The 22,899-nt window shown below is 60.6% G+C and carries 21 protein-coding genes; 14 read left to right on the top strand and 7 right to left on the bottom strand.

The features are described 5' to 3' along the window. Positions 1-46 precede the first annotated feature (46 nt). The gene (gene gbcA / locus J5M57_RS26020; protein ID WP_083367711.1) at positions 47-1,342 is read right to left on the bottom strand and encodes a glycine-betaine demethylase subunit GbcA; all 1,296 of its coding nucleotides are present in this window, start codon (positions 1,340-1,342) and stop codon (positions 47-49) included. A gap of 284 nt (positions 1,343-1,626) precedes the next feature. On the opposite strand from gbcA, the gene gbcB reads away from it, so the two are divergent. Continuing rightward, positions 1,627-2,727, top strand: a complete 1,101-nt coding sequence (gbcB, locus tag J5M57_RS26015) for a hybrid-cluster NAD(P)-dependent oxidoreductase (protein WP_207848428.1) — start codon at positions 1,627-1,629, stop codon at positions 2,725-2,727. 107 nt (positions 2,728-2,834) lie between these two features. On the opposite strand, the gene J5M57_RS26010 is transcribed toward gbcB, so the two are convergent. Together J5M57_RS26010 and J5M57_RS26005 are read right to left on the bottom strand one after the other, a co-directional pair. After that, positions 2,835-3,659: an NAD(P)-dependent oxidoreductase gene (locus J5M57_RS26010; RefSeq protein WP_207848429.1), complete on the bottom strand. Its 825-nt coding sequence runs from the start codon at positions 3,657-3,659 to the stop codon at positions 2,835-2,837. Positions 3,660-3,936: 277 nt separating this feature from the next. Beyond that, positions 3,937-4,977 (bottom strand): low specificity L-threonine aldolase, encoded by a 1,041-nt coding sequence (locus J5M57_RS26005; RefSeq protein WP_064589557.1) that lies wholly within the window; start codon positions 4,975-4,977, stop codon positions 3,937-3,939. A gap of 126 nt (positions 4,978-5,103) precedes the next feature. On the opposite strand from J5M57_RS26005, the gene J5M57_RS26000 reads away from it, so the two are divergent. The 9 genes from J5M57_RS26000 (at position 5,104) to J5M57_RS25960 (ending at position 15,913) form a co-directional block, all read left to right on the top strand. Then, entirely contained in the window at positions 5,104-5,823 is a 720-nt protein-coding gene (locus J5M57_RS26000; protein WP_207848430.1) for a TraX family protein, read from the top strand. A 248-nt stretch (positions 5,824-6,071) separates the two neighbouring features. Next, the gene (gene glyA / locus J5M57_RS25995; protein WP_207848431.1) at positions 6,072-7,325 is read left to right on the top strand and encodes a serine hydroxymethyltransferase; all 1,254 of its coding nucleotides are present in this window, start codon (positions 6,072-6,074) and stop codon (positions 7,323-7,325) included. Between the two features lie 20 nt (positions 7,326-7,345). Beyond that, complete coding sequence (locus tag J5M57_RS25990; protein WP_003206307.1) at positions 7,346-8,596, top strand: sarcosine oxidase subunit beta; 1,251 nt, start codon at positions 7,346-7,348, stop codon at positions 8,594-8,596. Between the two features lie 14 nt (positions 8,597-8,610). After that, a complete protein-coding gene (locus J5M57_RS25985) occupies positions 8,611-8,940 on the top strand; it encodes a sarcosine oxidase subunit delta (protein WP_064589555.1) in 330 nt (109 codons plus the stop codon). Beyond that, on the top strand, positions 8,937-11,954 hold the full coding sequence (locus tag J5M57_RS25980) for a sarcosine oxidase subunit alpha (RefSeq protein WP_207848432.1): 3,018 nt from the start codon (positions 8,937-8,939) through the stop codon (positions 11,952-11,954). Before J5M57_RS25985 ends, J5M57_RS25980 begins: the two co-directional genes overlap by 4 nt. A gap of 159 nt (positions 11,955-12,113) precedes the next feature. Next, positions 12,114-12,746 carry a sarcosine oxidase subunit gamma family protein gene (soxG, locus tag J5M57_RS25975; RefSeq protein ID WP_064589553.1) on the top strand — a complete coding sequence of 211 codons (633 nt, stop codon included), beginning with the start codon at positions 12,114-12,116 and terminating at the stop codon, positions 12,744-12,746. A 199-nt stretch (positions 12,747-12,945) separates the two neighbouring features. Beyond that, a complete protein-coding gene (gene purU / locus J5M57_RS25970) occupies positions 12,946-13,803 on the top strand; it encodes a formyltetrahydrofolate deformylase (protein ID WP_064589552.1) in 858 nt (285 codons plus the stop codon). A 200-nt stretch (positions 13,804-14,003) separates the two neighbouring features. Further along, entirely contained in the window at positions 14,004-15,203 is a 1,200-nt protein-coding gene (gene fdhA, locus J5M57_RS25965) for a formaldehyde dehydrogenase, glutathione-independent (RefSeq protein ID WP_064589551.1), read from the top strand. A 329-nt stretch (positions 15,204-15,532) separates the two neighbouring features. Further along, entirely contained in the window at positions 15,533-15,913 is a 381-nt protein-coding gene (locus J5M57_RS25960) for a hypothetical protein (RefSeq protein WP_207848433.1), read from the top strand. Positions 15,914-16,153: 240 nt separating this feature from the next. Here J5M57_RS25960 and J5M57_RS25955 read toward each other — a convergent pair whose 3' ends face one another. From J5M57_RS25955 to J5M57_RS25945, 3 genes are all read right to left on the bottom strand, one after another. Beyond that, a complete protein-coding gene (locus tag J5M57_RS25955) occupies positions 16,154-16,375 on the bottom strand; it encodes a hypothetical protein (RefSeq protein WP_207848434.1) in 222 nt (73 codons plus the stop codon). Between the two features lie 483 nt (positions 16,376-16,858). Continuing rightward, on the bottom strand, positions 16,859-17,533 hold the full coding sequence (locus tag J5M57_RS25950) for an anti-sigma factor (protein ID WP_207848435.1): 675 nt from the start codon (positions 17,531-17,533) through the stop codon (positions 16,859-16,861). Next, positions 17,530-18,165, bottom strand: coding sequence for a sigma-70 family RNA polymerase sigma factor (locus J5M57_RS25945; RefSeq protein ID WP_207848436.1), 636 nt, complete (start codon positions 18,163-18,165; stop codon positions 17,530-17,532). The genes J5M57_RS25950 and J5M57_RS25945 overlap by 4 nt, the downstream gene beginning before the upstream one ends. 148 nt (positions 18,166-18,313) lie before the next feature. Between J5M57_RS25945 and J5M57_RS25940 the strand changes: the two genes are divergently transcribed. Further along, positions 18,314-18,871, top strand: a complete 558-nt coding sequence (locus J5M57_RS25940; protein ID WP_083367717.1) for a DUF2780 domain-containing protein — start codon at positions 18,314-18,316, stop codon at positions 18,869-18,871. Between the two features lies 1 nt (position 18,872). On the opposite strand, the gene J5M57_RS25935 is transcribed toward J5M57_RS25940, so the two are convergent. Next, positions 18,873-19,760, bottom strand: coding sequence for an acyltransferase (locus tag J5M57_RS25935; protein WP_169843461.1), 888 nt, complete (start codon positions 19,758-19,760; stop codon positions 18,873-18,875). Positions 19,761-20,093: 333 nt separating this feature from the next. On the opposite strand from J5M57_RS25935, the gene J5M57_RS25930 reads away from it, so the two are divergent. The 3 genes from J5M57_RS25930 (at position 20,094) to creC (ending at position 22,764) form a co-directional block, all read left to right on the top strand. Next, positions 20,094-20,597 (top strand): ATP-dependent zinc protease, encoded by a 504-nt coding sequence (locus J5M57_RS25930; protein ID WP_007962587.1) that lies wholly within the window; start codon positions 20,094-20,096, stop codon positions 20,595-20,597. Positions 20,598-20,665: 68 nt separating this feature from the next. Then, on the top strand, positions 20,666-21,346 hold the full coding sequence (creB, locus tag J5M57_RS25925) for a two-component system response regulator CreB (protein WP_207848437.1): 681 nt from the start codon (positions 20,666-20,668) through the stop codon (positions 21,344-21,346). Then, positions 21,346-22,764 carry a two-component system sensor histidine kinase CreC gene (gene creC, locus J5M57_RS25920; protein WP_169843463.1) on the top strand — a complete coding sequence of 473 codons (1,419 nt, stop codon included), beginning with the start codon at positions 21,346-21,348 and terminating at the stop codon, positions 22,762-22,764. Before creB ends, creC begins: the two co-directional genes overlap by 1 nt. Positions 22,765-22,899: the final 135 nt, after the last annotated feature.

Here is a 22,899-nt window from a genome sequence, read left to right as displayed (position 1 = left end):
TCCAAATGTGGGAGCGAGCCTGCTCGCGAAGCCTTTGCCTTGGCTTTTAGCCCTGGACCGGCACGCCTTTGAGGTACGGTGCCGGCTCGGCGCCAAGGTTGCTCAGCATCCGTTCGCTGTACCAGTCGACGAAGTTGACCACGCCAAACTCATAGGTCTTCGAGTACGGCCCAGGCTGGTAAGCGGTGGAGTTGATCCCGCGCTGGTTTTCTTCGGCCAGACGTCGGTCCTGATCGTTGGTCGCGTCCCACACCTGGCGCATGCGCTCGACGTCGTAATCCACACCTTCAACCGCATCCTTGTGCACCAGCCATTTGGTGGTGACCATGGTTTCCTGCGCGCTGATCGGCCACACGGTGAAGACGATGATGTGGTCGCCCATGCAGTGGTTCCACGAGTGTGGCAGGTGCAGGATGCGCATCGAGCCGAGGTCCGGGTTCTTGATCCGGCCCATCAGTTTGGCGCAGCCCTGTTTGCCGTCGAGGGTCATCGACACGGTGCCCTTGAGCAGCGGCATGCGCACGATACGGTTGCGCAGGCCGAAGCTGGCGTGGGCGTAAGGGATCTTCTCGGCTTCCCACGCCGCGGCGGAGGCGGCGACGTGATCCTTGAACGCCTGATCGGCGCGCGGGTCGGTGACGTCGTCCCACTCCAGCAGGGTTTTCAGCAGTTCCGGGTGCGACGCGTTGCAGTGGTAGCACTCGCGGTTGTTTTCCAGCACCAGTTTCCAGTTGGCCTTTTCCATCAAGGTGGTGGTGATCGCCACCTTGGTGTTCTCCATGTCGTACGGTTCCATGTAGTGGTTCAGCGTCGACAGGAAGTCATCGATGGCCGGCGGATTGTCTGCCAGGCTGATGAAGATGTAGCCGCCGGCAGTCTTTACGTTCACCGGTTTGAGGCCGTACTGCTTCATGTCGAAGTCGGCGCCCATTTCGGTGCCGGCGAACAGCAGGCGGCCGTCCAGCTCGTAGGTCCACTGGTGGTAGTGGCAGACCAGTTTGGCGACCTTGCCTTTTTCACTGGTGCACAGGCGTGAGCCACGGTGGCGGCAGACGTTGTGGAAGGCGTGGACTACGCCGTCAGCGCCACGGATGACGATGATCGGGTTTTTGCCGACCTGCAGGGTCAGGTAGTTGCCCTTGGCCGGGATCTCGCAGGTCATGCCGGCGATCAACCACTCTTTTTGGAAGATCTCCTGCATGTCGATATCGAACAGGCGCTCATCGCTGTAGAACGGTTGCGGCAGCGAAAAGGTGCGCTCGCGCTCTTGCAGCATCTGTGCGGTGGCCTTGCGTGCGGGTTCCAGCGGATCGCCCAGGCTGATTTTTGCGGTGACGTCCATCGATGTGATCCTCGAGGCCATTCTGTGTGGCCGATGAAAAGTGGCTGATCAGGGGTGCTACGCAAGGTGTAAAGGATTCGTCTTGGTGTGAGGCGAGTGTGGGGCCGGCGCTGCCGCGAACCTTATCCATGGGCGACATGGTGCAATCTGTTCCCGACGCGCAACCCCCGGTGGTTGGGGGCTGGTCGCGATAAGTATGCCGATGTCGCGGATAGGTAAACGGGCGGTTCACGCTATACGCAGAATCGCCACATGAAGGCCGACAGTCGGCCGTGGAGAACAGCATGTCCAACAGCTTCCTGAATCCGGTCACCACCCAGACCTGGGCCAATGGCCGACACATCGTCCGTTGCGTCAAAGTCATCCAGGAAACCTGGGACGTGCGCACCTTCTGCTTCATGGCCGACCAGCCGATCCTGTTCTTCTTCAAGCCCGGGCAGTTCGTGACCCTGGAGCTGGAAATCGACGGCCAGCCGATCATGCGTTCGTACACCATTTCCAGTTCGCCGTCGGTGCCGTACAGCTTCTCGGTAACCATCAAGCGCGTGCCGGGCGGCAAGGTCTCCAACTGGCTGCACGACACCCTTCACGAAGGCCAGGAACTGGCGGTGCACGGGCCGGTGGGGTTGTTCAATGCCATCGACTTCCCGAGCCCGAAAGTGCTGTATCTCAGCGGTGGCGTGGGGATCACCCCATGCATGTCGATGGCACGCTGGTTCTACGACACCAACGCCAACGTCGACATGACGTTTATCCACAGCGCCCGTTCGCCGAAAGACATCATTTACCACCGCGAGCTGGAACACATGGCGTCGCGCATCGACAACTTCAGCCTGCACCTGATCTGCGAGAAGCACGGGCTGGGCGAGCCGTGGGCCGGCTATCGCGGCTATCTGAATCACAAGATGCTGGAGCTGATGGTTCCTGACTTCCTTGAGCGCGAAGTGTTCTGCTGTGGCCCCACGCCTTATATGAACGCGGTCAAGCGCCTGCTCGAAGCCTCCGGCTACGACATGTCGCGTTATCACGAGGAATCCTTCGGCGCCACGCCACCGGAAGCTCGCGCCGACGCGGTGGAACAAGCCGAACAGGCCGCCGATGCGCCGGAAATCGATGCGGCGGATCTGCATCAGGTTGAGTTCACCGCGTCCGGCAAAAGTATTCGTGTGGCACCGGGTGAGACCGTGCATGCGGCGGCAGCCAAGCTGGGGCTGATGATTCCGAAAGCCTGCGGCATGGGGATTTGCGGGACGTGCAAGGTGCTGAAGCTAGGGGGCGAGGTGGAGATGGAGCACAACGGCGGGATTACCGAAGACGACGAGGCGGAAGGGTTTATCTTGTCGTGCTGCAGCGTGCCTAAAGGCGACGTCAGAATCGAATTCTGACGAAATTACCCCTGTAGGAGCTGCCGAAGGCTGCGATCTTTTGATCTGGATCTTAAAAACAGGATCAAAAGATCGCAGCCTTCGGCAGCTCCTACAGGGGCAGTGTTTCAATTGACGAAAAGGTCAGGCATCAGTGCTGCGTCGCTGTCCGGCTCGAAGCGGTAATGATCGAACTCGGTCGCACCGCTTTCTCGCAAAATCTCCTCATCAATGAGCAAGCGCCCCGTGATCTGCCGCTGGCGGCTGCACAAAATCACATGCGCCGCATCCGCCATGATCGCTGGCGTGCGCGCCTGCTTGAACGACTCCCGATTGCCCAACTGAAATTCGATCGCCGCCGTGGCAATCATCGTCTGTGGCCATAGCGAATTGACGCTGATCCCGTAACTGGCAAATTCCTCGCTCATGCCCACCGTCAGCATGCTCATGCCGTACTTGGTCACCGTGTAAGGGCTGAACTGGGCGAACCACTTGCTCGACAGATTCAGCGGCGGTGACAGGTTGAGAATGTGCCCGGCGGACTTTTTCAGATAGGGCAGGGCCGCCTGGCTGCACAGCAGCACGGCGCGGGTGTTGATCTGGTGCATGAGGTCGAAGCGCTTGAGTTCGATGTGTTGCACACCGGTAAGCTTGATGGCCCCGGCGTTGTTTACCAGCGCATCGATGCCGCCGAAATGCTCGTTGGCCTGGGCCAGCGCCTGGCGGACGGCGTCGTCATCGCGCACATCCAGCTGCAGCGCCAACGCTTGACCACCGGCGGCTTCGACTTCCGCCGCGACACTGTGAATGGTGCCGGGTAACTTGGCGTGGGGTTCGGCGCTTTTGGCGGCGATGACGATATTGGCCCCGTCCTTCGCGGCCCGCAGCGCGATCTCACGGCCAATGCCCCGGCTGGCGCCGGTGATGAACAGGGTTTTTCCTTTTAACGACATGCCGATGCTCCTGCTTATTGTTATGTGAGCGGAGGCTCGACAGACAATGTAGACCAGGCAGCTGTCGCGATAGGGGCGGCGAAGTGAACATGTGGCGAGGGAGCTTGCTCCCGCTCGGCTGCGCAGCAGTCGTAAACCCGGCAATACGGTTTGTCTGACGAACCGCCCACTCAGGTTTTGGGGCTGCTACGCAGCCCAGCGGGAGCAAGCTCCCTCGCCACAGGGAGTCACTTGATTACAGGAGATCCCCTCATCCAGGCGTTCATTCGCCAAGGAATCAGGCCGACATGACTTCGCGGATGTCGCGGGCCAGTTCGCGTACGCGTTCTTCTTCGGTGTCCCACGAGCACATGAAACGTGCGCCGCCCTTGCCGATGAAGGTGTAGAAGCGCCAGTTCTTTGCAGTCAGGGCGGCGATGGCCGGTTCGGAGAGTTGCAGGAACACGCCGTTGGCCTGCACCGGGAACATCAGTTCGACGCCGGGGATGTCGCTGACCAGTTCAGCCAGCAGCTGCGCGCAATGGTTGGCGTGGCGGGCGTATTTGAGCCAGGCGTCGTTTTCGAGAATGCCGACCCACGGCGCCGACAGAAAACGCATTTTCGACGCCAGTTGCCCGGCCTGCTTGCAGCGGTAGTCGAAGTCTTCGGCCAGTTTGTGGTTGAAAAACAGGATCGCTTCACCCACCGCCATGCCGTTCTTGGTGCCGCCGAAGCACAACACATCGACGCCGGCCTTCCAGGTCAGATCGGCTGGCGAGCAGCCGAGGAACGCGCAGGCGTTGGAGAAACGCGCGCCGTCCATGTGCAGGTGCAGGCCCAGTTCCTTGCAGGTGGCGCTGATGGCACGGACTTCTTCCGGGGTGTAGACGCTGCCGACTTCGGTGGCCTGGGTCAGGGTCACCACGCGCGGTTTCGGGTAATGAATGTCCTGGCGCTTGAGCGCGACTTCACGGATCGACTGCGGAGTGATCTTGCCGTTTTCAGTGCCGGCGATCAGCAATTTCGAGCCGTTGGAGAAGAATTCCGGCGCGCCGCATTCGTCGGTTTCGACGTGGGCGGTTTCCGAGCAGATCACGCTGTGGTAACTCTGGCACAGCGACGACAGCGCCAGCGAGTTGGCGGCGGTGCCGTTGAAGGCGAAGAACACTTCGCAGTCGGTTTCGAACAGTTTGCGGAAATCGTCGGACGCGCGTGCGGTCCATTCATCGTCGCCATAAGCGCGCTGGTGGCCGTGGTTGGCCTGTTCCATGGCAGCCCAGGCTTCAGGGCAGATACCGGAGTAGTTGTCGCTGGCGAATTGTTGGCTCTTGTCGGTCATGGCCGGCTTCCGTGGTCGAGACTCTTGTGAAGGCTCGTGGTCAATGAGGGTGCGCACTTTACCGAAGATCTTCCGGGGAGCACACGGGATGTCGCTGTCAGAAAATTACCAGTTTGTGGCCCGATTATGCACGTGACTAAACGCGACGGCGCGCTGGATTTGCTCAAGTGGCTGGCGCTGCTGAGCATGCTGCTCGATCACCTGCGATATGTCGGGATCAGCGCCGATTGGCTGTATGTTTTGGGGCGGATGGCATTCCCGTGGTTCTGCCTGGCGATGGCGGCGAATCTGGCCCGCGCCGGGGCGCAGAAGACCGAGTGGCGCTATCTGGGCTGGCTGTTGCTGTTCAGTGCGGTGAGTGAAATTCCCTACCGCTTGTACATTCCTGATCCCGACACCTTGAACGTGATGCCCACGCTGGCGCTCGGTTTGCTGGTGGCGCGAGGGTGGCAGGATCGAGCGTTGGTATCGCGACTGCTCGGCGCAGCGAGTCTGTTGCTCGCGGTGCTGTTCCCAGAGCGACTGATGTTCGGTTTCTTCGGTGTGCTGTTGCCGCTGGCGCTGCTGCTGGTATTCCGTCGCCCCTGGTACTTCGGCCTGCTGCCGGGGCTGGTGTGTCTGGCGGGCAATCAGTGGCAGGTGCTGTATGAGGCGGCGGCGTTTGGCAGCTACGTGGCGGTGTTCGGCATCGCGGCGTGTCTGATGGCGCCATTGCTCGGGATGTTCCTGTTGCGACACTCCAGTTCTATCCATCCGTTGCCCATGCGCCGCTGGGCGTACGCGCTCTATCCCTCGCATTTCCTCCTGTTGCTCGGCATTCGCCACTTGATCGCATATCCCCTGTAGGAGCTGCCGAAGGCTGCGATCTTTTGATCTTTAAGAGTCAAGGTCAAAGGATCGCAGCCTTCGGCAGCTCCTACAGGGGAATGCATTCTCCGAGTCATTTCCCGCCATGTCGTAAACGCACCTTTGCGTGGCGTCCGTAGGCATTTGAGCTGTCTGCGCCGGTCATACCATCGCATCAAAGGGCACCGTCGCAAGCCGCGTGCCTGACCAAGACAAAATGGCGCACCGCCGCCGCTGGGAGAGACGCGATGTTCAGCAAGCAAGACCAGATCCAGGGTTACGACGATGCACTGCTGGCGGCGATGAATGCCGAGGAGCAACGTCAGGAAGATCACATCGAGCTGATCGCGTCGGAAAACTACACCAGCAAACGCGTGATGCAAGCGCAAGGCAGCGGCCTGACCAACAAATACGCCGAAGGTTATCCGGGTAAGCGCTACTACGGCGGCTGCGAGCATGTGGATAAAGTCGAAGCGCTGGCCATCGAACGTGCCAAGCAACTGTTCGGCGCCGATTACGCCAACGTCCAGCCGCACTCCGGTTCCTCGGCCAACAGCGCCGTGTACCTGGCGCTGATCAAGCCGGGCGACACCATTCTGGGCATGAGCCTGGCCCACGGCGGCCACCTGACCCACGGCGCGAAAGTGTCGTCCTCGGGCAAGCTCTACAACGCGGTGCAATACGGGATCAACACCGACACCGGGCTGATCGATTACGACGAAGTCGAGCGTCTGGCCGTCGAGTGCAAGCCGAAGATGATCGTTGCCGGCTTCTCCGCTTATTCCAAGACCCTGGACTTCCCGCGCTTCCGCCAGATCGCCGACAAGGTCGGTGCGCTGCTGTTCGTCGACATGGCCCACGTCGCGGGTCTGGTGGCCGCCGGTCTGTACCCGAACCCGCTGCCGTATGCCGACGTGGTCACCACCACCACCCACAAGACCCTGCGCGGTCCGCGTGGCGGGCTGATCCTGGCCAAGTCCAACGAAGAAATCGAGAAGAAGCTCAACGCCGCGGTATTCCCCGGCGCCCAGGGCGGCCCGTTGATGCACGTCATCGCCGGTAAAGCGGTGTGCTTCAAGGAAGCGCTGGAGCCAGGCTTCAAGGCCTACCAGCAACAAGTGATCGACAACGCCAAGGCCATGGCCAGCGTGTTTATCAAACGTGGCTACGATGTAGTGTCCGGTGGGACCGACAACCACCTGTTCCTGGTCAGCCTGATCCGTCAGGGCCTGACCGGCAAGGATGCCGACGCCGCCCTTGGCCGCGCCCACATCACCGTCAACAAGAACGCGGTGCCGAACGACCCGCAATCGCCGTTCGTGACCTCGGGCCTGCGCATCGGCACCCCGGCCGTCACCACCCGTGGCTTCAAGGTCGCCCAGTGCGAAGTGCTGGCCGGCTGGATCTGCGACATCCTCGACAACCTCGGTGACGCCGACGTCGAAGCGAATGTGGCCAAGAACGTCGCGGCACTGTGCGCCGACTACCCGGTTTATCGCTGAGCGGTTTGGAGTAAATGACTATGCAACGCTATTCGGGCTTCGGCCTCTTCAAACACTCCCTCAGCCACCACGAGAACTGGCAGCGCATGTGGCGCACGCCAACGCCGAAGAAGGTCTACGACGTGGTTATCGTCGGCGGTGGCGGGCACGGTCTGGCGACCGCCTATTACTTGGCGAAAGAGCACGGCATCACCAACGTGGCCGTGGTCGAGAAAGGCTGGCTGGGCGGCGGTAACACCGCGCGCAACACCACCATCGTGCGCTCCAACTACCTGTGGGACGAGTCGGCGCACCTGTATGAACACGCGATGAAATTGTGGGAAGGCCTGTCGCAGGACTTGAACTACAACGTGATGTTCTCCCAGCGTGGCGTCTACAACCTGTGCCACACCCTGCAGGACATCCGTGATTCCGAGCGTCGGGTCAGCGCCAACCGCCTCAACGGCGTCGACGGCGAACTGCTCAACGCCAAGCAAGTGGCCGACGAGATCCCGTACCTCGATTGCTCGAAAAACACCCGCTACCCGGTAATGGGGGCGACCGTTCAACGTCGCGGCGGCGTCGCGCGTCACGATGCCGTGGCCTGGGGCTTTGCCCGCGCGGCGGATGCCCTCGGCGTGGACTTGATCCAGCAGACCGAAGTGATCGGTTTCCGCAAGGAAAACGGCGTGTGCATCGGCGTTGAAACCAACAAGGGTTTCATCGGCGCCAAACGCGTCGGCGTGGTCACTGCCGGTAACTCCGGGCACATGGCCAAGCTCGCCGGTTTCCGTCTGCCGATCGAATCCCACCCGCTGCAAGCGCTGGTGTCGGAGCCGATCAAACCGATTATCGACAGCGTGATCATGTCCAACGCCGTGCACGGTTACATCAGCCAGTCCGACAAGGGCGACCTGGTGATCGGCGCCGGTATCGACGGCTACAACGGCTACGGCCAGCGCGGCTCGTACCCGGTGATCGAGCACACCATCCAGGCCATCGTCGAGATGTTCCCGGTGCTGTCGCGGGTGCGCATGAACCGCCAGTGGGGCGGCATCGTCGACACCACGCCGGACGCCTGCCCGATCATTTCGAAAACCCCGGTGCCGAACATGTTCTTCAACTGCGGTTGGGGCACCGGTGGTTTCAAGGCAACGCCTGGCTCGGGCAACGTGTTTGCCGCGAGTCTGGCCAAGGGTGAAATGCACCCATTGGCTGCACCGTTTTCCATCGACCGTTTCCACAACGGCGCACTCATCGACGAACACGGCGCTGCTGCCGTCGCCCACTAACAGGAGAAATCCCCATGTTGCATATCTTCTGTCCTCACTGCGGCGAACTGCGCTCCGAAGAGGAATTCCATGCATCCGGCCAGGCGCACATCCCGCGCCCACTGGATCCTGCCGCCTGCACTGATGAAGAGTGGGGCGACTACATGTTTTTCCGCGACAACCCGCGCGGTCTGCACCACGAGTTGTGGGACCACGTCGCCGGTTGCCGCCAGTACTTCAACGTCACCCGCGACACCGTGACCTACGAGATTCTCGAAACCTACAAGATCGGCACCAAGCCGCAATTCACCGACAAGGCTGATGCTGCGAAAACAGCCACGACGGCGCTGGGAGAGAAGGTATGAGCCAGACCAATCGCCTGTCCAACGGTGGACGGATCGACCGCAACAAAGTGCTGAGCTTCACCTTCAACGGTCAGAGCTACAAAGGCTTCGAGGGTGACTCGCTGGCCTCCGCCCTGATCGCCAACGGCGTCGACATCATCGGTCGCAGCTTCAAGTATTCGCGTCCACGCGGGATCTTCGCCGCCGGTGCCGAAGAGCCGAACGCGGTGCTGCAGATCGGTGCGACCGAAGCCACGCAGATTCCCAACGTGCGTGCCACGCAACAGGCGCTGTATCAAGGCCTGGTGGCCACCAGCACCAATGGCTGGCCGAGCGTCAACAACGACATGATGGGCATTCTCGGCAAGGTCGGCGGCAAGCTGATGCCACCGGGTTTCTACTACAAAACCTTCATGTACCCGCAATCGTTCTGGATGACCTACGAGAAGTACATTCGCAAGGCTGCCGGCCTGGGCCGTTCGCCGACCGAAGTCGATCCGGACACCTACGACTACATGAACCAGCACTGCGACGTGCTGATCGTCGGCGCCGGCCCTGCGGGTCTCGCCGCTGCCCTGGCCGCGGCGCGCAGCGGTGCCCGAGTGATCCTCGCCGATGAACAGGAAGAGTTCGGCGGCAGCCTGCTCGACTCCCGCGAAAGCCTCGACGGCAAGCCTGCGATGGAGTGGGTGGCCAGCGTCATCGCTGAACTCAAGGACACCCCGGACGTGCTGTTGTTGCCGCGCGCCACGGTCAACGGCTACCACGACCACAACTTCCTGACCATTCACGAACGCCTCACCGATCACCTCGGTGACCGTGCGCCGATCGGTCAGGTGCGTCAGCGCATCCACCGCGTTCGCGCCAAGCGTGTGGTGCTGGCGACCGGTGCGCACGAGCGTCCGCTGGTCTACGGCAACAACGACGTGCCGGGCAACATGCTTGCCGGTGCGGTTTCGACTTACGTACGCCGTTACGGCGTGGCACCGGGCAAAAAACTGGTGCTGTCGACCAACAACGACCACGCCTATCGCGTGGCGCTGGACTGGCTCGACGCCAGCCTGCAAGTGGTGGCCATCGCTGACGCCCGCAGCAATCCGCGTGGTGCGCTGGTGGAAGAAGCCCGTGCCAAAGGCATCCGCATCCTCACCGGCAGCGCCGTGATCGAGGCCCGTGGCAGCAAGCGCGTGACCGCTGCCCGCGTCGCTGCGATCGACGTCAAAGCGCACAGCGTGACCAGCCCGGGCGAATGGCTCGACTGCGACGTGATCGCCAGTTCCGGCGGTTACAGCCCGGTGGTGCACCTGGCTTCGCACCTCGGCGGCAAGCCGATCTGGCGTGAAGACATCCTCGGTTTCGTACCGGGCGAAGCACCGCAGAAGCGTGTGTGCGTCGGTGGCATCAACGGTGTTTACGGTCTCGGCGATTCGCTGGCCGATGGTTTCGAGGGTGGCGCTCGTGCTGCCAGTGAAGCCGGGTTCGGTGTGGTCGAAGGCACGCTGCCCAAGGCCCTGAGCCGTCTCGAAGAAGCGACCCTGGCGCTGTTCCAGGTGCCGCATGAGAAGGGCACCGCGCGCGCGCCGAAGCAATTCGTCGACCTGCAGAACGACGTCACCGCCGCCGCCATCGAACTGGCGACCCGCGAAGGTTTCGAGTCGGTCGAACACGTCAAACGCTACACCGCGCTGGGCTTCGGCACCGATCAGGGCAAGCTCGGCAACGTCAACGGCCTGGCGATTGCCGCCCGTTCGCTGAACGTGACCATCCCGCAGATGGGCACCACGATGTTCCGTCCCAACTACACGCCGGTAACGTTCGGCGCGGTAGCCGGCCGTCACTGCGGGCACATCTTCGAACCGGTGCGCTACACCGCGCTGCATGCCTGGCATGTGAAGAACGGCGCCGAGTTTGAAGACGTTGGTCAGTGGAAACGTCCGTGGTACTTCCCGAAAAACGGTGAAGACATGCACACCGCGGTCAAGCGCGAATGCAAAGCCGTGCGCGACAGCGTCGGCCTGCTCGACGCCTCGACCCTGGGCAAGATCGACATTCAAGGCCCGGATGCCCGCGAGTTCCTCAACCGCGTGTACACCAACGCCTGGACCAAACTCGACGTGGGCAAGGCCCGTTATGGCCTGATGTGCAAAGAAGACGGCATGGTCTTCGACGACGGGGTGACGGCGTGCCTGGCCGACAACCATTTCGTCATGACCACCACCACCGGCGGCGCGGCCCGCGTGCTGCAGTGGCTGGAGCTGTACCACCAGACCGAATGGCCGGACATGAAGGTCTACTTCACTTCCGTCACTGACCACTGGGCGACCATGACCCTGTCCGGGCCGAACAGCCGCAAGCTGCTCAGCGCCGTGACCGACATCGATTTGAGCAACGAAGCCTTCCCGTTCATGACCTGGAAAGAAGGTCTGGTCGGCGGTGTGCCGGCGCGGGTGTTCCGCATCTCGTTCACCGGTGAGCTGTCGTACGAAGTCAACGTGCAGGCCGACTACGCGATGGGTGTTTTGGAGAAGATTGTTGAGGCGGGGAAGGCGTTCAACCTGACGCCATATGGCACTGAAACCATGCACGTGCTGCGGGCCGAGAAGGGCTTCATCATCGTCGGCCAGGACACCGACGGCTCGATGACCCCGGACGACCTGAACATGGGCTGGTGCGTCGGTCGCACCAAACCGTTCTCGTGGATCGGCCAGCGCGGCATGAACCGTGAAGACTGCGTGCGTGATCAGCGCAAACAACTGGTGGGCCTCAAGCCGATCGATCCGAACGTCTGGCTGCCGGAAGGTGCTCAGTTGGTGTTCAACACCAAGCAAGCGATCCCGATGACCATGGTCGGCCACGTGACTTCGAGCTACGCGCACAACTCCCTCGGCTATTCGTTTGCCATGGGCGTGGTCAAGGGCGGTCTCAAGCGCATGGGCGAGCGGGTGTTTGCACCGCTGGCCGATGGCAGCGTGATCGAGGCGGAGATTGTTTCTTCGGTGTTCTTCGATCCGAAGGGTGATCGCCAGAACATTTGATGGTTCGGCTCCTGTGGAGTGCAGTCGCACCGCGGTGACTTCATCGCGAGCAGGCTCACTCCTACAGGTGATCGCGTACCCCTTGTAGGAGTGAGCCTGCTCGCGATAGCGGTAGATCTGCTTGCAAAGGGCTCAAGTCAGAATTCAGGAAGGTGCTTTATGACCACAGCCAACGTGTACCAACAACGCCCGACCACCGGGGCCCGTGCCGAGTCGTCGCTGCACCATGCCGACCTCGCCAGCCTGGTCGGCAAAGGTCGCAAGAACGCCGGCGTGATCGTGCGTGAAAAGAAACTCCTCGGTCACCTGACCCTCCGTGGCGATGGCCACGATGCCGCCTTCGCCGCTGGCGTACACAAGGCCTTGGGCATCGAATTGCCCGGTGCCCTGAGCGTGATCGTCAAAGGTGAAACCAGCCTGCAATGGATGGGCCCGGATGAGTGGCTGCTGATCGTGCCCAGCGGCGAAGAGTTCGCCGCCGAGCAAAAGCTGCGCGAAGCGCTGGGCGATCTGCACATCGCGATCGTCAACGTCAGCGGCGGCCAGCAAGTGCTCGAGCTGAGCGGGCCGAACGTGCGTCAGGTGCTGATGAAATCCACCAGCTACGACGTGCACCCGAACAACTTTCCGGTGGGTAAGGCGGTCGGCACGGTGTTCGCCAAGTCGCAGCTGATGATCCGCCACACCGCCGAAGACACCTGGGAACTGCTGATCCGCCGCAGCTTCTCGGATTACTGGTGGTTGTGGTTGCAGGATGCTTCGGCCGAGTACGGTCTCAGCGTCCAGGCCTGACCCCGTTTGGCGCATGACGGCATTTGTGGCGAGGGAGCTTGCTCCCGCTCGACTGCGAAGCAGTCGCAAACCGCTACCCGCATTCTCCTGGAAAAATGCGGTCGCTGATTTTGGGGTCGCTGCGCAACCCAGCGGGAGCAAGCACCCTCGCCACAGAGTTCACTCTGCTAACAGATGTTGAAACAGGAGTCACCGCACCATGAGCCGCGCCCCAGACACATGGATTCTGACCGCCGACTGCCCCAGCGTGCTCGGCACGGTGGACGCGGTGACGCGTTTTCTGTTCGAACAGGGTTGCTACGTCACCGAGCACCACTCGTTCGACGACCGGCTCTCGGGCCGCTTTTTCATTCGCGTGGAATTCCGTCAGCCTGACGGCTTCGACGAACAGTCCTTCCGCGCCGGCCTCGCCGAACGTGGTCAGGCCTTTGGCATGGTTTTCGAGCTGACCGCGCCAAATTACCGGCCGAAAGTGGTGATCATGGTCTCCAAGGCCGATCACTGCCTTAACGATTTGCTCTATCGCCAGCGCATCGGTCAATTGTCGATGGACGTGGCGGCGGTGGTGTCCAACCATCCGGATCTCAAGCCTTTGGCCGACTGGCACCAGATTCCCTACTACCATTTCCCCCTCGACCCCAATGACAAGCCGTCGCAGGAGCGTCAGGTGTGGCAGGTGATCGAAGAGTCCGGCGCCGAACTGGTGATCCTCGCCCGCTACATGCAGGTGCTGTCGCCGGAACTGTGCCGCAAGCTCGATGGCAAGGCGATCAATATCCATCACTCGCTGCTGCCGGGGTTCAAGGGCGCCAAGCCGTATCACCAGGCCTACAACAAGGGCGTGAAGCTGGTCGGTGCGACGGCGCATTACATCAACAACGACCTCGATGAGGGGCCGATCATCGCCCAAGGCGTCGAGGCCGTGGATCACAGTCATTACCCGGAAGATTTGATTGCCAAGGGGCGGGATATCGAGGGCCTGACGTTGGCCCGGGCCGTTGGTTATCACATTGAGCGCAGGGTGTTTCTCAACGCCAATCGCACGGTCGTTCTCTAGATCGCCATCGCTGGCAAGCCAGCTCCCACAGGGATTTGTGTCGTATACAAAATCTGAATCCAACCCGAATCCTGTGGGAGCTGGCTTGCCAGCGATGAGGCCATAACAGGCAACACAACAATCAGCATCTGTACCCGAGCACTTAACGCGCTGCCTGCCTGGGCAACGCGGTTCCATAAAAACAACAGCGAGGTGAAAGCATGTCTGGCAATCGTGGTGTGGTGTATCTCGGCGCTGGCAAGGTCGAAGTGCAGAAAATCGACTATCCGAAAATGCAGGACCCGCGCGGTCGCAAGATCGAGCACGGGGTCATTCTCAAAGTGGTTTCCACCAATATCTGCGGCTCCGACCAACACATGGTGCGCGGCCGTACCACGGCGCAGACCGGTCTGGTGCTGGGCCATGAAATCACCGGCGAAGTGATCGAAAAGGGTTCCGACGTCGAGAATCTGAAAATCGGCGACCTGGTCTCCGTGCCGTTCAACGTGGCTTGCGGGCGCTGCCGTTCCTGCAAGGAGCAACACACCGGCGTCTGCCTGACCGTCAACCCGGCCCGTGCCGGCGGCGCATACGGTTACGTCGACATGGGCGACTGGACCGGCGGGCAGGCTGAATACGTGCTGGTGCCCTACGCCGACTTCAACCTGCTGAAACTGCCGGACCGCGACAAGGCCATGGAGAAAATCCGCGACCTGACCTGCCTCTCCGACATTCTGCCGACCGGCTATCACGGCGCGGTCACGGCGGGCGTTGGCCCGGGCAGCACCGTGTACATCGCCGGCGCTGGCCCGGTCGGCCTGGCCGCTGCTGCTTCGGCGCGTCTGCTGGGCGCTGCGGTGGTGATCATCGGCGACGTCAACACCATCCGCCTGGCTCACGCCAAGGCTCAGGGTTTTGAAGTGGTCGATCTGTCGCAAGATACGCCGCTGCACGAGCAAATCGCTGCATTGCTGGGCGAACCGGAAGTCGATTGCGCCGTGGACTGCGTCGGTTTCGAAGCCCGCGGCCATGGCCATGACGGCGTCAAAGCCGAAGCCCCGGCCACGGTGCTCAACTCGCTGATGGGCGTGGTGCGCGTGGCGGGCAAGATCGGTATCCCGGGCCTGTACGTCACCGAAGACCCGGGCGCTGTCGATGCCGCCGCGAAAATGGGCAGCCTGAGCATCCGCTTCGGTCTGGGCTGGGCCAAATCCCACAGCTTCCACACCGGCCAGACCCCGGTGATGAAGTACAACCGCCAACTGATGCAAGCGATCATGTGGGACCGCATCAACATCGCCGAAGTGGTCGGCGTGCAGGTCATCAGCCTCGACCAGGCGCCGGAAGGTTACGGCGAGTTCGATGCAGGCGTGCCGAAGAAGTTTGTGATTGATCCGCACAAGTTGTTCAGTGCGGCGTAAAGCCTCTCGCAATCCAAAACGGCGACCTTCGGGTCGCCGTTTTTTTTGCCTGGAGTGCGCCTGCCGAGCGCTTGTCACCGAGACGTTCACCATCCTTCGATATCGGCTGTGCACGGCCGGCATTTGCAATTGCAGCCAGGGGCGTCTCTTTTGATTGAGTAATTGAGTCAATCGGGGTGGAAGGAAGAATTTGGTTTACAGGCATAAAAAAGGTTTGGTTATTTCAAATTGGTTTTAGCAACTGTCAGAAGTGACAGTGGTGAATATTTCTGCTTTGCGTAGATTTAATTTGTTCCTAAGCAGTTCTATCTTGAAGAGGAGTATTTGATATGGCTAATACCTTAAAGGACATTGTTCCTTTTTCGAGCGCGGACACCGGTTTGACGTTTTTTGGTATTGCAGAGAACGGTAAGGTTAAACAAATCATAGGTAATGATTTACAGGATATGGCGTGGCGTCGGGTTGGCGAATACAGGTCCGCTTCATATGATCCGGAGAAAGATAGGGGTGAAAAATTTCGTCCGCTAAAATTGATTAAAATGGTTGATGGAGAGTTTAAATATGTTTTAGCTTCGGAGGGAGTTAATAAAATTTCAGATGAGGAGTACGACAATACTTTCAAGGCTATAAAAGCTCGCTCTGTGGAAGATGAATTTTTTTCAGCGGTCACTGGGTTGTATGCTTCGGTCAGAGGGTATCTCGGATGGTAAATCGATTGGTTTTGATACCGTGAATTTTCTCTTTTAGAAAATTTTAATATCGAAAGCGTCTATTTTAGAAAGTAAATAAGGTAGTAGTTATTAGATGTTCATTCAACGATAAACGGCGACCTTTAGGGTCGCCGTTTTTTTTACAAGACGACTCACTTTTTTATACAAAAGAAGCTTTTATTTTTTAATGTCATGGAGGTTTCGCTCTCCGGGTTTGCAGGTTTCTTGCTGATTGAAGAGCTAGATCTTTTCTATGATTTCGAAATTGTTGTAGGAGTTTCGAAACACTACTTTGTCATTAACTGAAAAGCGCTCTAGGTAGGCGCTCGACATTTTTATTTCGCTCGCTCGTCCATCCGGTGTGACCACGTATATATAGTTGCCGTTGTCGTAGTGGATGACTTTTTTTACCACACCTGTTTCGCTGATAATGGCACCTGACTCGTCGTATTTGGTCGTCATTTTGGCTTTCCCAAGTAGTTGAAAATAAAAGTGGCGGTAGATCTGAAGTTGGCATGAACAATATGGGTGGTCAGTTATTCGCTGGTAACTGTCAGGTATGACAGTTTTTTAGATTTATTCGAAATAATTTAGCGATTTTATATTTAGGTGTGAGCAAGTTATTCGTAAGCGTACTTTTACGGTGCAGCCAGTACCGGTCGTATGGCGTATCGAAGAAAACTTCCTGCTATGCGTGAATCATTGATGAGTTGCTGCAGTATTGGACATCCTCGGAGAGGAAAACAGAACGGCGACCTCAGGGTCGCCGTTTTTCATGGCGCAATGAACACGAATACCGTGGCGAGGGAGCTTGCTCCCGCTGGGCTGCGAAGCGGCCCTGAATTCCGGGAGGGTGATTTTCAGACTGAGTTCGCCGTTGTTACGACGGCTTCGCCGCCGAGCGGGAGCAAGCTCCCTCGTCACACATGCTCGGCGTGCTCCGTACTAAAGGGCAGCCAAAGCCCCCTGGTAAAGAACCGGCCCCGTCGGCTGCCCGGTCGGCGAACCACCCTCGGGCTCCAGACTCACTGCCAGCGCAATCGGTTTGCCGATCAAGGCTTTCTGCGCCTCGCTCAACTCAACCTTGCCCTTGCCTCCCGCTGGAATAACCCCGAGCGAAATCGGTTTGCCGTCCGCCGGAATCGCCCACAACTCCAGGCTACGATTCGCATCAACGGCCGCCAGCGTCAGCGGCTCCACTTGCAGATAATCCGCATGCGCCTCGACCTTCAGCGCCGGTTGCGCGTCGGCGGTCAGCAGGGTGGCGCGATAGCGGGCGTCGTCGCGGTTGTACAGGGAACCGAGGAACACCAGCACCACGATCGAGCAGGCTGCGACGCTGACCCGCAGCCAGTTCCAGAACGGACGCTTCTCGGGAAGGTGCAGCACTTGCGGTTCGATTCGCGCGGTGATGCCTTGCCAGACGTGTTCCGGCACTGGCTGCTGCGGGATCGCGTCGGTCAGGCTGGCGAGGCTCTCCTGCCACCGCGCCAATTCGGTTCGCAAAGCAGCGTCATCCAAAAGCAATTGTTCAAAACGCCGACGCGCCGCCGTCGACATCAGGCCAATGGCGTAATCGGCAGCGAGCGCGCGGCGCAGGGCAGGGGTCTGGTAGTTCATGATTCGAGGCACCTGCGCAGACGTTCCATGCCACGGCGAATCCACGATTTCACCGAGCCCAGCGGCGCGACCAGATGTTCGGCCAGTTCCGAGCAGGACAGACCCTGAAAGTAAGCAACGGTGATCGATTGCCGCTGCTGGCCGTCGAGAGTGTCCAGGCAACGGTGCAGCGCGCTGGCTTCGCGGCTGCTGTTCAGCAGTTCGTGCGCCGAAGGGCCTTCGTCGGCGAGGGCGTCCTGTTCGACATCGGTCAGCGGGCGGTCGCGATGTTTGCGCAATTGGTCGATGGCCTGATTGCGGGTGATGTTGATCATCCAGGTCAGCGGCGCCGACAAATGGGCTTCGTAGCGCGACGCGTTGTTCCAGATGCGCACGAAGCTTTCCTGCAGCACTTCTTCGGCCAGATCCGACCGGCCCATGAAACGCAGGGCCACGCCGTGCAGGCGCGGGCCGACACGACGATAGAGGGTTTCGAACGCGCGACGGTCGCCCAGTGAACACTGGGCCAACAGCTGGCGCAACTGATCGGTGTCGGCGGTGGAAATGACGTTTCTCCAGGCAATGGGCGGGCGACGAGGCTGCTGCTCGGGCTGTTCACAGGCTAGTTCAGCGACAGCGCTTGTGCCATTCATCTCGGGTTATCCACGGTTTCACGTTTTATATACGTGGCTATCCTGAAAATGGATGCGCCGGCGAGGAACATGCCGGCTGATACCCGGTCAAACCGGCAGTTTTGCCGCTCATTGACGGGCGGTTACCACAGCGCAAGAGGATGTCTGAATGAAGATTTCACGCGGTATTGCCTTGGCTTCACTGATGACCCTTGCAGCGAGCCCGGTGTTCGCCGGCTTCAGTCTGGACGACGTGACCAAAGCGGCTTCGAGCATGCAGGGCGGCAACGCCGCGACCGCCGCCGCGCCGACCTCGGAAACCGCCGGTCTGCTGCAAGCGGTGACCGGTCTCGGTGTTACGCCTCAGCAAGCTGTCGGTGGCACCAGCGCCATGCTTGGCCTGGCCAAGAACCAATTGAGCAGCACCGATTATTCGCAGTTGGCCAAAGAAGTGCCGGGCATCGACAAACTGTCGGGCGGCAGCGGCAACCTGGCGGCGTTGAGCGGTTTGCTGGGCTCGTCGGGCAAGTCGGCGGGGCTGGAAAACGCCCTGGGCAATGTCAAGAACACCAACGACCTGAACAACGCCTTCGGCGCATTGGGCATGGACAGCGGCATGGTCGGTCAGTTTGCCCCGGTGCTGCTCAAGTATCTGGGTGATCAAGGCGTCGGCGGCCCGCTGCTGCAGAGCCTGGGCAGCATCTGGGGCGCCGGCACCGGTAGCTGATTCAGCCGCGCTCGTCGCGCAGTTCGGCGATGCGCTGGTCTTTCTCGGTCCAGAGCTGGTTGACCCAGTTCTGGACCGTCTGACGAAACACCGGATCGTTCTCGTAATCGCCCTGCCACAACGCCGGGTCGAGTTCGCGGGTCTTGATGTCGACGATCACCCGCGGCACGTTGCCGCTGATCAGATCCCAGAACCCCGGAATCGTCTGCTGTGGATAAACCACGGTCACGTCGAGGATGGCGTCCAGTTGTTCACCCAACGCCGCCAGCACGAACGCCACGCCGCCGGCCTTGGGCTTGAGCAGGTGGTTGAACGGTGATTGTTGCTGCGCGCTTTTCGCCGCGGTGTAGCGGGTGCCTTCGAGATAGTTGACCACGGTCACCGGCTGGCGCTTGAACAGCTCGCAGGCCTGTCGGGTGATCTCCAGATCCTTGCCCGCCAGCTCCGGGTGTCTGGCCAGGAATGCCTTGGTGTAGCGCTTCATGAACGGGTAATCCAGCGCCCACCACGCCAGTCCCAGAAACGGAACCCAGATCAGCTCCTTCTTGAGGAAGAACTTGAAGAACGGCGTGCGCCGGTTGAGGGTCTGGATCAGCGCCGGAATATCGACCCACGACTGATGGTTGCTGACCACCAGGTACGAGGTGTCGCTGCGCAGGTCTGCGCCCCCACGAATGTCCCATTGGGTGGGGATGCACAGGCGAAAAATCAGCTTGTCGATTTCGGCCCAGGTCTCGGCAATCCACATCACCGCCCACGACGCATAGTCACGCCAGCGCCCGGGCGCGATCAGCTTGAGCAGGGCAAACACCAGCAACGGCCCGATCAGGATCAGGGTGTTGAGCAACAGCAGCAGGGTGACGAAACAGCCGGTGAGCAGGCGGCGCATAAGCAACTCTATGACGTTGGATGGGCGCGCCATGATAAGTGGCTTCGGGCGACAGGCCAAATCGGGGGTGACAAATGTTTCACTTTTGAGAGGTTACCCTTGAGTTATCGCTGAACCCTGTGGCGAGGGAGCTTGCTCCCGCTGGGCTGCGAAGCGGCCCCGAATCCATTCACCTCGGTGTGTCAGGCGAAACAGGCAGGCTGGTTTTACGACGACTGCGTCGTCGAGAGGGAGCAAGCGCCCTCGCCACAAAGGTTGGCGGTGAACCAACTATCGTGTTTTTTCGCGGTCTAGAATTCGGCGCTGAGCCCACTCTTTCAGGAAGCCCCTTACGTGAAATCCCTCCTTGCACTGTTTGCCCTCGTCGCCCTGCCGGTCATGGCCGCCGAGCCGACCCTGTACGGGCGTTACGAGTACATCGCGCTGCCGGAAATCGGTGGTGAGGTGCTCAAGGCCAAGATGGACACCGGCGCGCTGACGGCCTCGCTGTCGGCCAAGGACATCGAGACCTTCACCCGCGACGGCGAGAACTGGGTGCGTTTTCGCCTCGGTACCAAGGACGCCAGCAACAAGGTTTACGAGCACAAGGTCGCGCGGATCAGCAAGATCAAGAGCCGCTCGGATGAAGAGGACGAGGGCGACAGCACCGAAGTCGCCAAACGCCCGGTGGTCGATCTGGAACTGTGCCTGGGCAACGTCAAGCGCACCGTTGAGGTCAACCTGACCGACCGCAGCAACTTCAACTACCCGCTGCTGATCGGTGCCAAGGCCTTGCGCGAGTTTGGCGCAGCGGTAAACCCGGCGCGGCGTTTTACCGCCGACAAGCCGGACTGCTAAGTGGTCTCATTGACGTAACGTCAGGCTTGGGGCACCGTTCGCGCACTTAACCCATGGGCTCGGACGCCATGCCTCATATCCTGATTGTCGAAGACGAAGCGGCGATTGCCGACACGCTGATTTTTGCCCTGCAGGGCGAGGGGTTCGCCACCACGTGGCTGAGCCTCGGCGCGGCGGCGCTGGAGCATCAACGGCAGACGCCGGCGGATCTGATCATCCTCGACATCGGCCTGCCGGACATCAGCGGTTTTGAAACCTGCAAACAGCTGCGGCGCTTCAGTGAGGTGCCGGTGCTGTTCCTCAGTGCCCGGGATGCCGAGATCGACCGGGTGGTGGGACTGGAGATCGGCGCCGACGATTACGTGGTCAAACCGTTCAGCCCGCGGGAAGTCGCGGCGCGGGTGCGGGCGATTCTCAAGCGCATGGCGCCGCGTCCAGGGGTGGACGCCGCTTCGGCGGTGTTTCGCATCGATCCCGAGCGGGTGCTGATCACCTACCGGGGCCAGCCGTTGAGCCTGACCCGGCACGAATTCCGTCTGTTGCAATGCCTGCTCGAGCAACCGCAGCGGGTCTTCAGCCGCGAGCAATTGCTTGACGCCCTAGGGGTTGCCGCCGATGCCGGCTACGAGCGCAGCATCGACAGCCACATCAAGAGTGTGCGTGCCAAACTGCGCCTGGTGCGGGCCGACGCCGAACCGATCCAGACCCATCGCGGCCTCGGTTACAGCTACAGCCCGGGGCACAGCTGATGTCGCTGGGGCTGCGGATTTTTCTGGTGTATGTGCTGTTTATCGGCCTGACCGGTTACTTCGTGCTCAACACGGTGATGGAGGAAATCCGCCCCGGCGTGCGCCAGTCCACCGAAGAAACCCTGGTCGACACCGCCAACCTGATGGCGGAAATCCTTCGTGATGATTTCAAGGCCGGGACCCTCAGCGAGAACCGCTGGCCCGAGTTGCTGCGCGCCTATGGCGAGCGCCAGCCACAGGCGACGATCTGGGGCTTGCCGAAAAACCAGGTCAACCACCGCATCTACGTCACCGACGCCAAAGGCATCGTGGTGCTGGACTCCAGCGGGGTGGCGGTCGGTCAGGATTATTCGCGCTGGAACGACGTCTACCTGACCCTGCGGGGAGAGTACGGCGCACGTTCAACCCGCAGCGATCCGAATGATTCGGCGTCGTCGGTGATGCACGTCGGCGCGCCGATCCGCGACAACGGCCGGATCATCGGCGTGGTCACCGTGGCCAAACCCAACAGTTCCTTGCAGCCTTATGTCGATCGCACCGAGCGCCGCCTGCTGTTTTACGGCGCCGGGCTGATCGGCCTGGGTCTGCTGTTCGGTGCCTTGTTGTCATGGTGGCTGAGCCGCGCGTTGCACCGCTTGACCGGCTACGCCCAGGCGGTGAGTGAGGGGCGGCGAGTCGAAGTGCCGCATTACCGCGGTGGTGAACTGGAGCAACTGGCCACGGCGGTGGAGCAGATGCGCACTCAACTGGAAGGCAAAGCCTACGTCGAGCGCTACGTGCACACCCTGACCCATGAATTGAAGAGTCCGCTGGCGGCGATTCGCGGTGCGGCGGAACTGCTGCAGGAGGACATGCCGCCGATCCAGCGCCTGCGTTTTGTCGGCAACATCGACAGTGAAAGTGCGCGGATGCAGCAGTTGATCGAGCGGCTGTTGAATCTGGCGCAAGTCGAGCAGCGTCAGGGACTGGAAGAGCGGGTGGCGGTGCCGCTGGCAGGACTGGTCGATGAGTTGTTGCAGGCGCAGGCGGCGCGGATCGAAGGCCGGCGGCTCAGGGTCGAGCAGACCATTGCGCCGGACCTGTTACTGATCGGCGAGCCGTTTCTGCTGCGGCAGGCGTTGGGCAATCTGCTGGATAATGCGCTGGATTTCACCCCGGTCGCCGGGTTGCTGCGCTTCAGTGCCGAGCGGGTCGGGGAGCAGGTCGAGTTCAGGTTGTTCAACGAAGCCGCGGCGATTCCCGAGTACGCCTTGCCGCGCCTGAGTGAACGGTTTTACTCGCTGCCGCGTCCGGACAGTGGCCGCAAGAGCACCGGGCTGGGGCTGAACTTCGTTGAAGAAGTGGTCAAGTTGCATGGTGGGTCGATGCAGGTCTGCAATGTCGAGAACGGTGTTGAGGTGACTCTCCGTTTGCCCTGATACCGCGTCGTGGCCATCGCGAGCAGGCTCACCCCTACAGGGGAATGCGATCAACTGTAGGAGTGAGCCTGCTCGCGATAGGGCCGGTGAAGTCTCCACACAATCTCCACATTCCCCCCACAAAACCCCCACACC

Source organism: Pseudomonas sp. 86_A (assembly GCF_017491705.1).
GTDB classification, from domain to species: Bacteria; Pseudomonadota; Gammaproteobacteria; order Pseudomonadales; family Pseudomonadaceae; genus Aquipseudomonas; species Aquipseudomonas koreensis.
Note: the sequence above shows the minus strand (reverse complement) of the source record. Positions and strands in the feature narration are given on the sequence as shown.

What these genes read in the sequence shown, in the direction of transcription:
- gbcA (WP_083367711.1), bottom strand. Translation starts at nt 1,342, where the DNA reads ATGGACGTCACCGCAAAAATCAGCCTGGGCGATCCGCTGGAACCCGCA.
- gbcB (WP_207848428.1), top strand. Translation starts at nt 1,627, where the DNA reads ATGTCCAACAGCTTCCTGAATCCGGTCACCACCCAGACCTGGGCCAAT.
- J5M57_RS26010 (WP_207848429.1), bottom strand. Translation starts at nt 3,659, where the DNA reads ATGTCGTTAAAAGGAAAAACCCTGTTCATCACCGGCGCCAGCCGGGGC.
- J5M57_RS26005 (WP_064589557.1), bottom strand. Translation starts at nt 4,977, where the DNA reads ATGACCGACAAGAGCCAACAATTCGCCAGCGACAACTACTCCGGTATC.
- J5M57_RS26000 (WP_207848430.1), top strand. Translation starts at nt 5,104, where the DNA reads ATGCACGTGACTAAACGCGACGGCGCGCTGGATTTGCTCAAGTGGCTG.
- glyA (WP_207848431.1), top strand. Translation starts at nt 6,072, where the DNA reads ATGTTCAGCAAGCAAGACCAGATCCAGGGTTACGACGATGCACTGCTG.
- J5M57_RS25990 (WP_003206307.1), top strand. Translation starts at nt 7,346, where the DNA reads ATGCAACGCTATTCGGGCTTCGGCCTCTTCAAACACTCCCTCAGCCAC.
- J5M57_RS25985 (WP_064589555.1), top strand. Translation starts at nt 8,611, where the DNA reads ATGTTGCATATCTTCTGTCCTCACTGCGGCGAACTGCGCTCCGAAGAG.
- J5M57_RS25980 (WP_207848432.1), top strand. Translation starts at nt 8,937, where the DNA reads ATGAGCCAGACCAATCGCCTGTCCAACGGTGGACGGATCGACCGCAAC.
- soxG (WP_064589553.1), top strand. Translation starts at nt 12,114, where the DNA reads ATGACCACAGCCAACGTGTACCAACAACGCCCGACCACCGGGGCCCGT.
- purU (WP_064589552.1), top strand. Translation starts at nt 12,946, where the DNA reads ATGAGCCGCGCCCCAGACACATGGATTCTGACCGCCGACTGCCCCAGC.
- fdhA (WP_064589551.1), top strand. Translation starts at nt 14,004, where the DNA reads ATGTCTGGCAATCGTGGTGTGGTGTATCTCGGCGCTGGCAAGGTCGAA.
- J5M57_RS25960 (WP_207848433.1), top strand. Translation starts at nt 15,533, where the DNA reads ATGGCTAATACCTTAAAGGACATTGTTCCTTTTTCGAGCGCGGACACC.
- J5M57_RS25955 (WP_207848434.1), bottom strand. Translation starts at nt 16,375, where the DNA reads ATGACGACCAAATACGACGAGTCAGGTGCCATTATCAGCGAAACAGGT.
- J5M57_RS25950 (WP_207848435.1), bottom strand. Translation starts at nt 17,533, where the DNA reads ATGAACTACCAGACCCCTGCCCTGCGCCGCGCGCTCGCTGCCGATTAC.
- J5M57_RS25945 (WP_207848436.1), bottom strand. Translation starts at nt 18,165, where the DNA reads ATGAATGGCACAAGCGCTGTCGCTGAACTAGCCTGTGAACAGCCCGAG.
- J5M57_RS25940 (WP_083367717.1), top strand. Translation starts at nt 18,314, where the DNA reads ATGAAGATTTCACGCGGTATTGCCTTGGCTTCACTGATGACCCTTGCA.
- J5M57_RS25935 (WP_169843461.1), bottom strand. Translation starts at nt 19,760, where the DNA reads ATGCGCCGCCTGCTCACCGGCTGTTTCGTCACCCTGCTGCTGTTGCTC.
- creB (WP_207848437.1), top strand. Translation starts at nt 20,666, where the DNA reads ATGCCTCATATCCTGATTGTCGAAGACGAAGCGGCGATTGCCGACACG.
- creC (WP_169843463.1), top strand. Translation starts at nt 21,346, where the DNA reads ATGTCGCTGGGGCTGCGGATTTTTCTGGTGTATGTGCTGTTTATCGGC.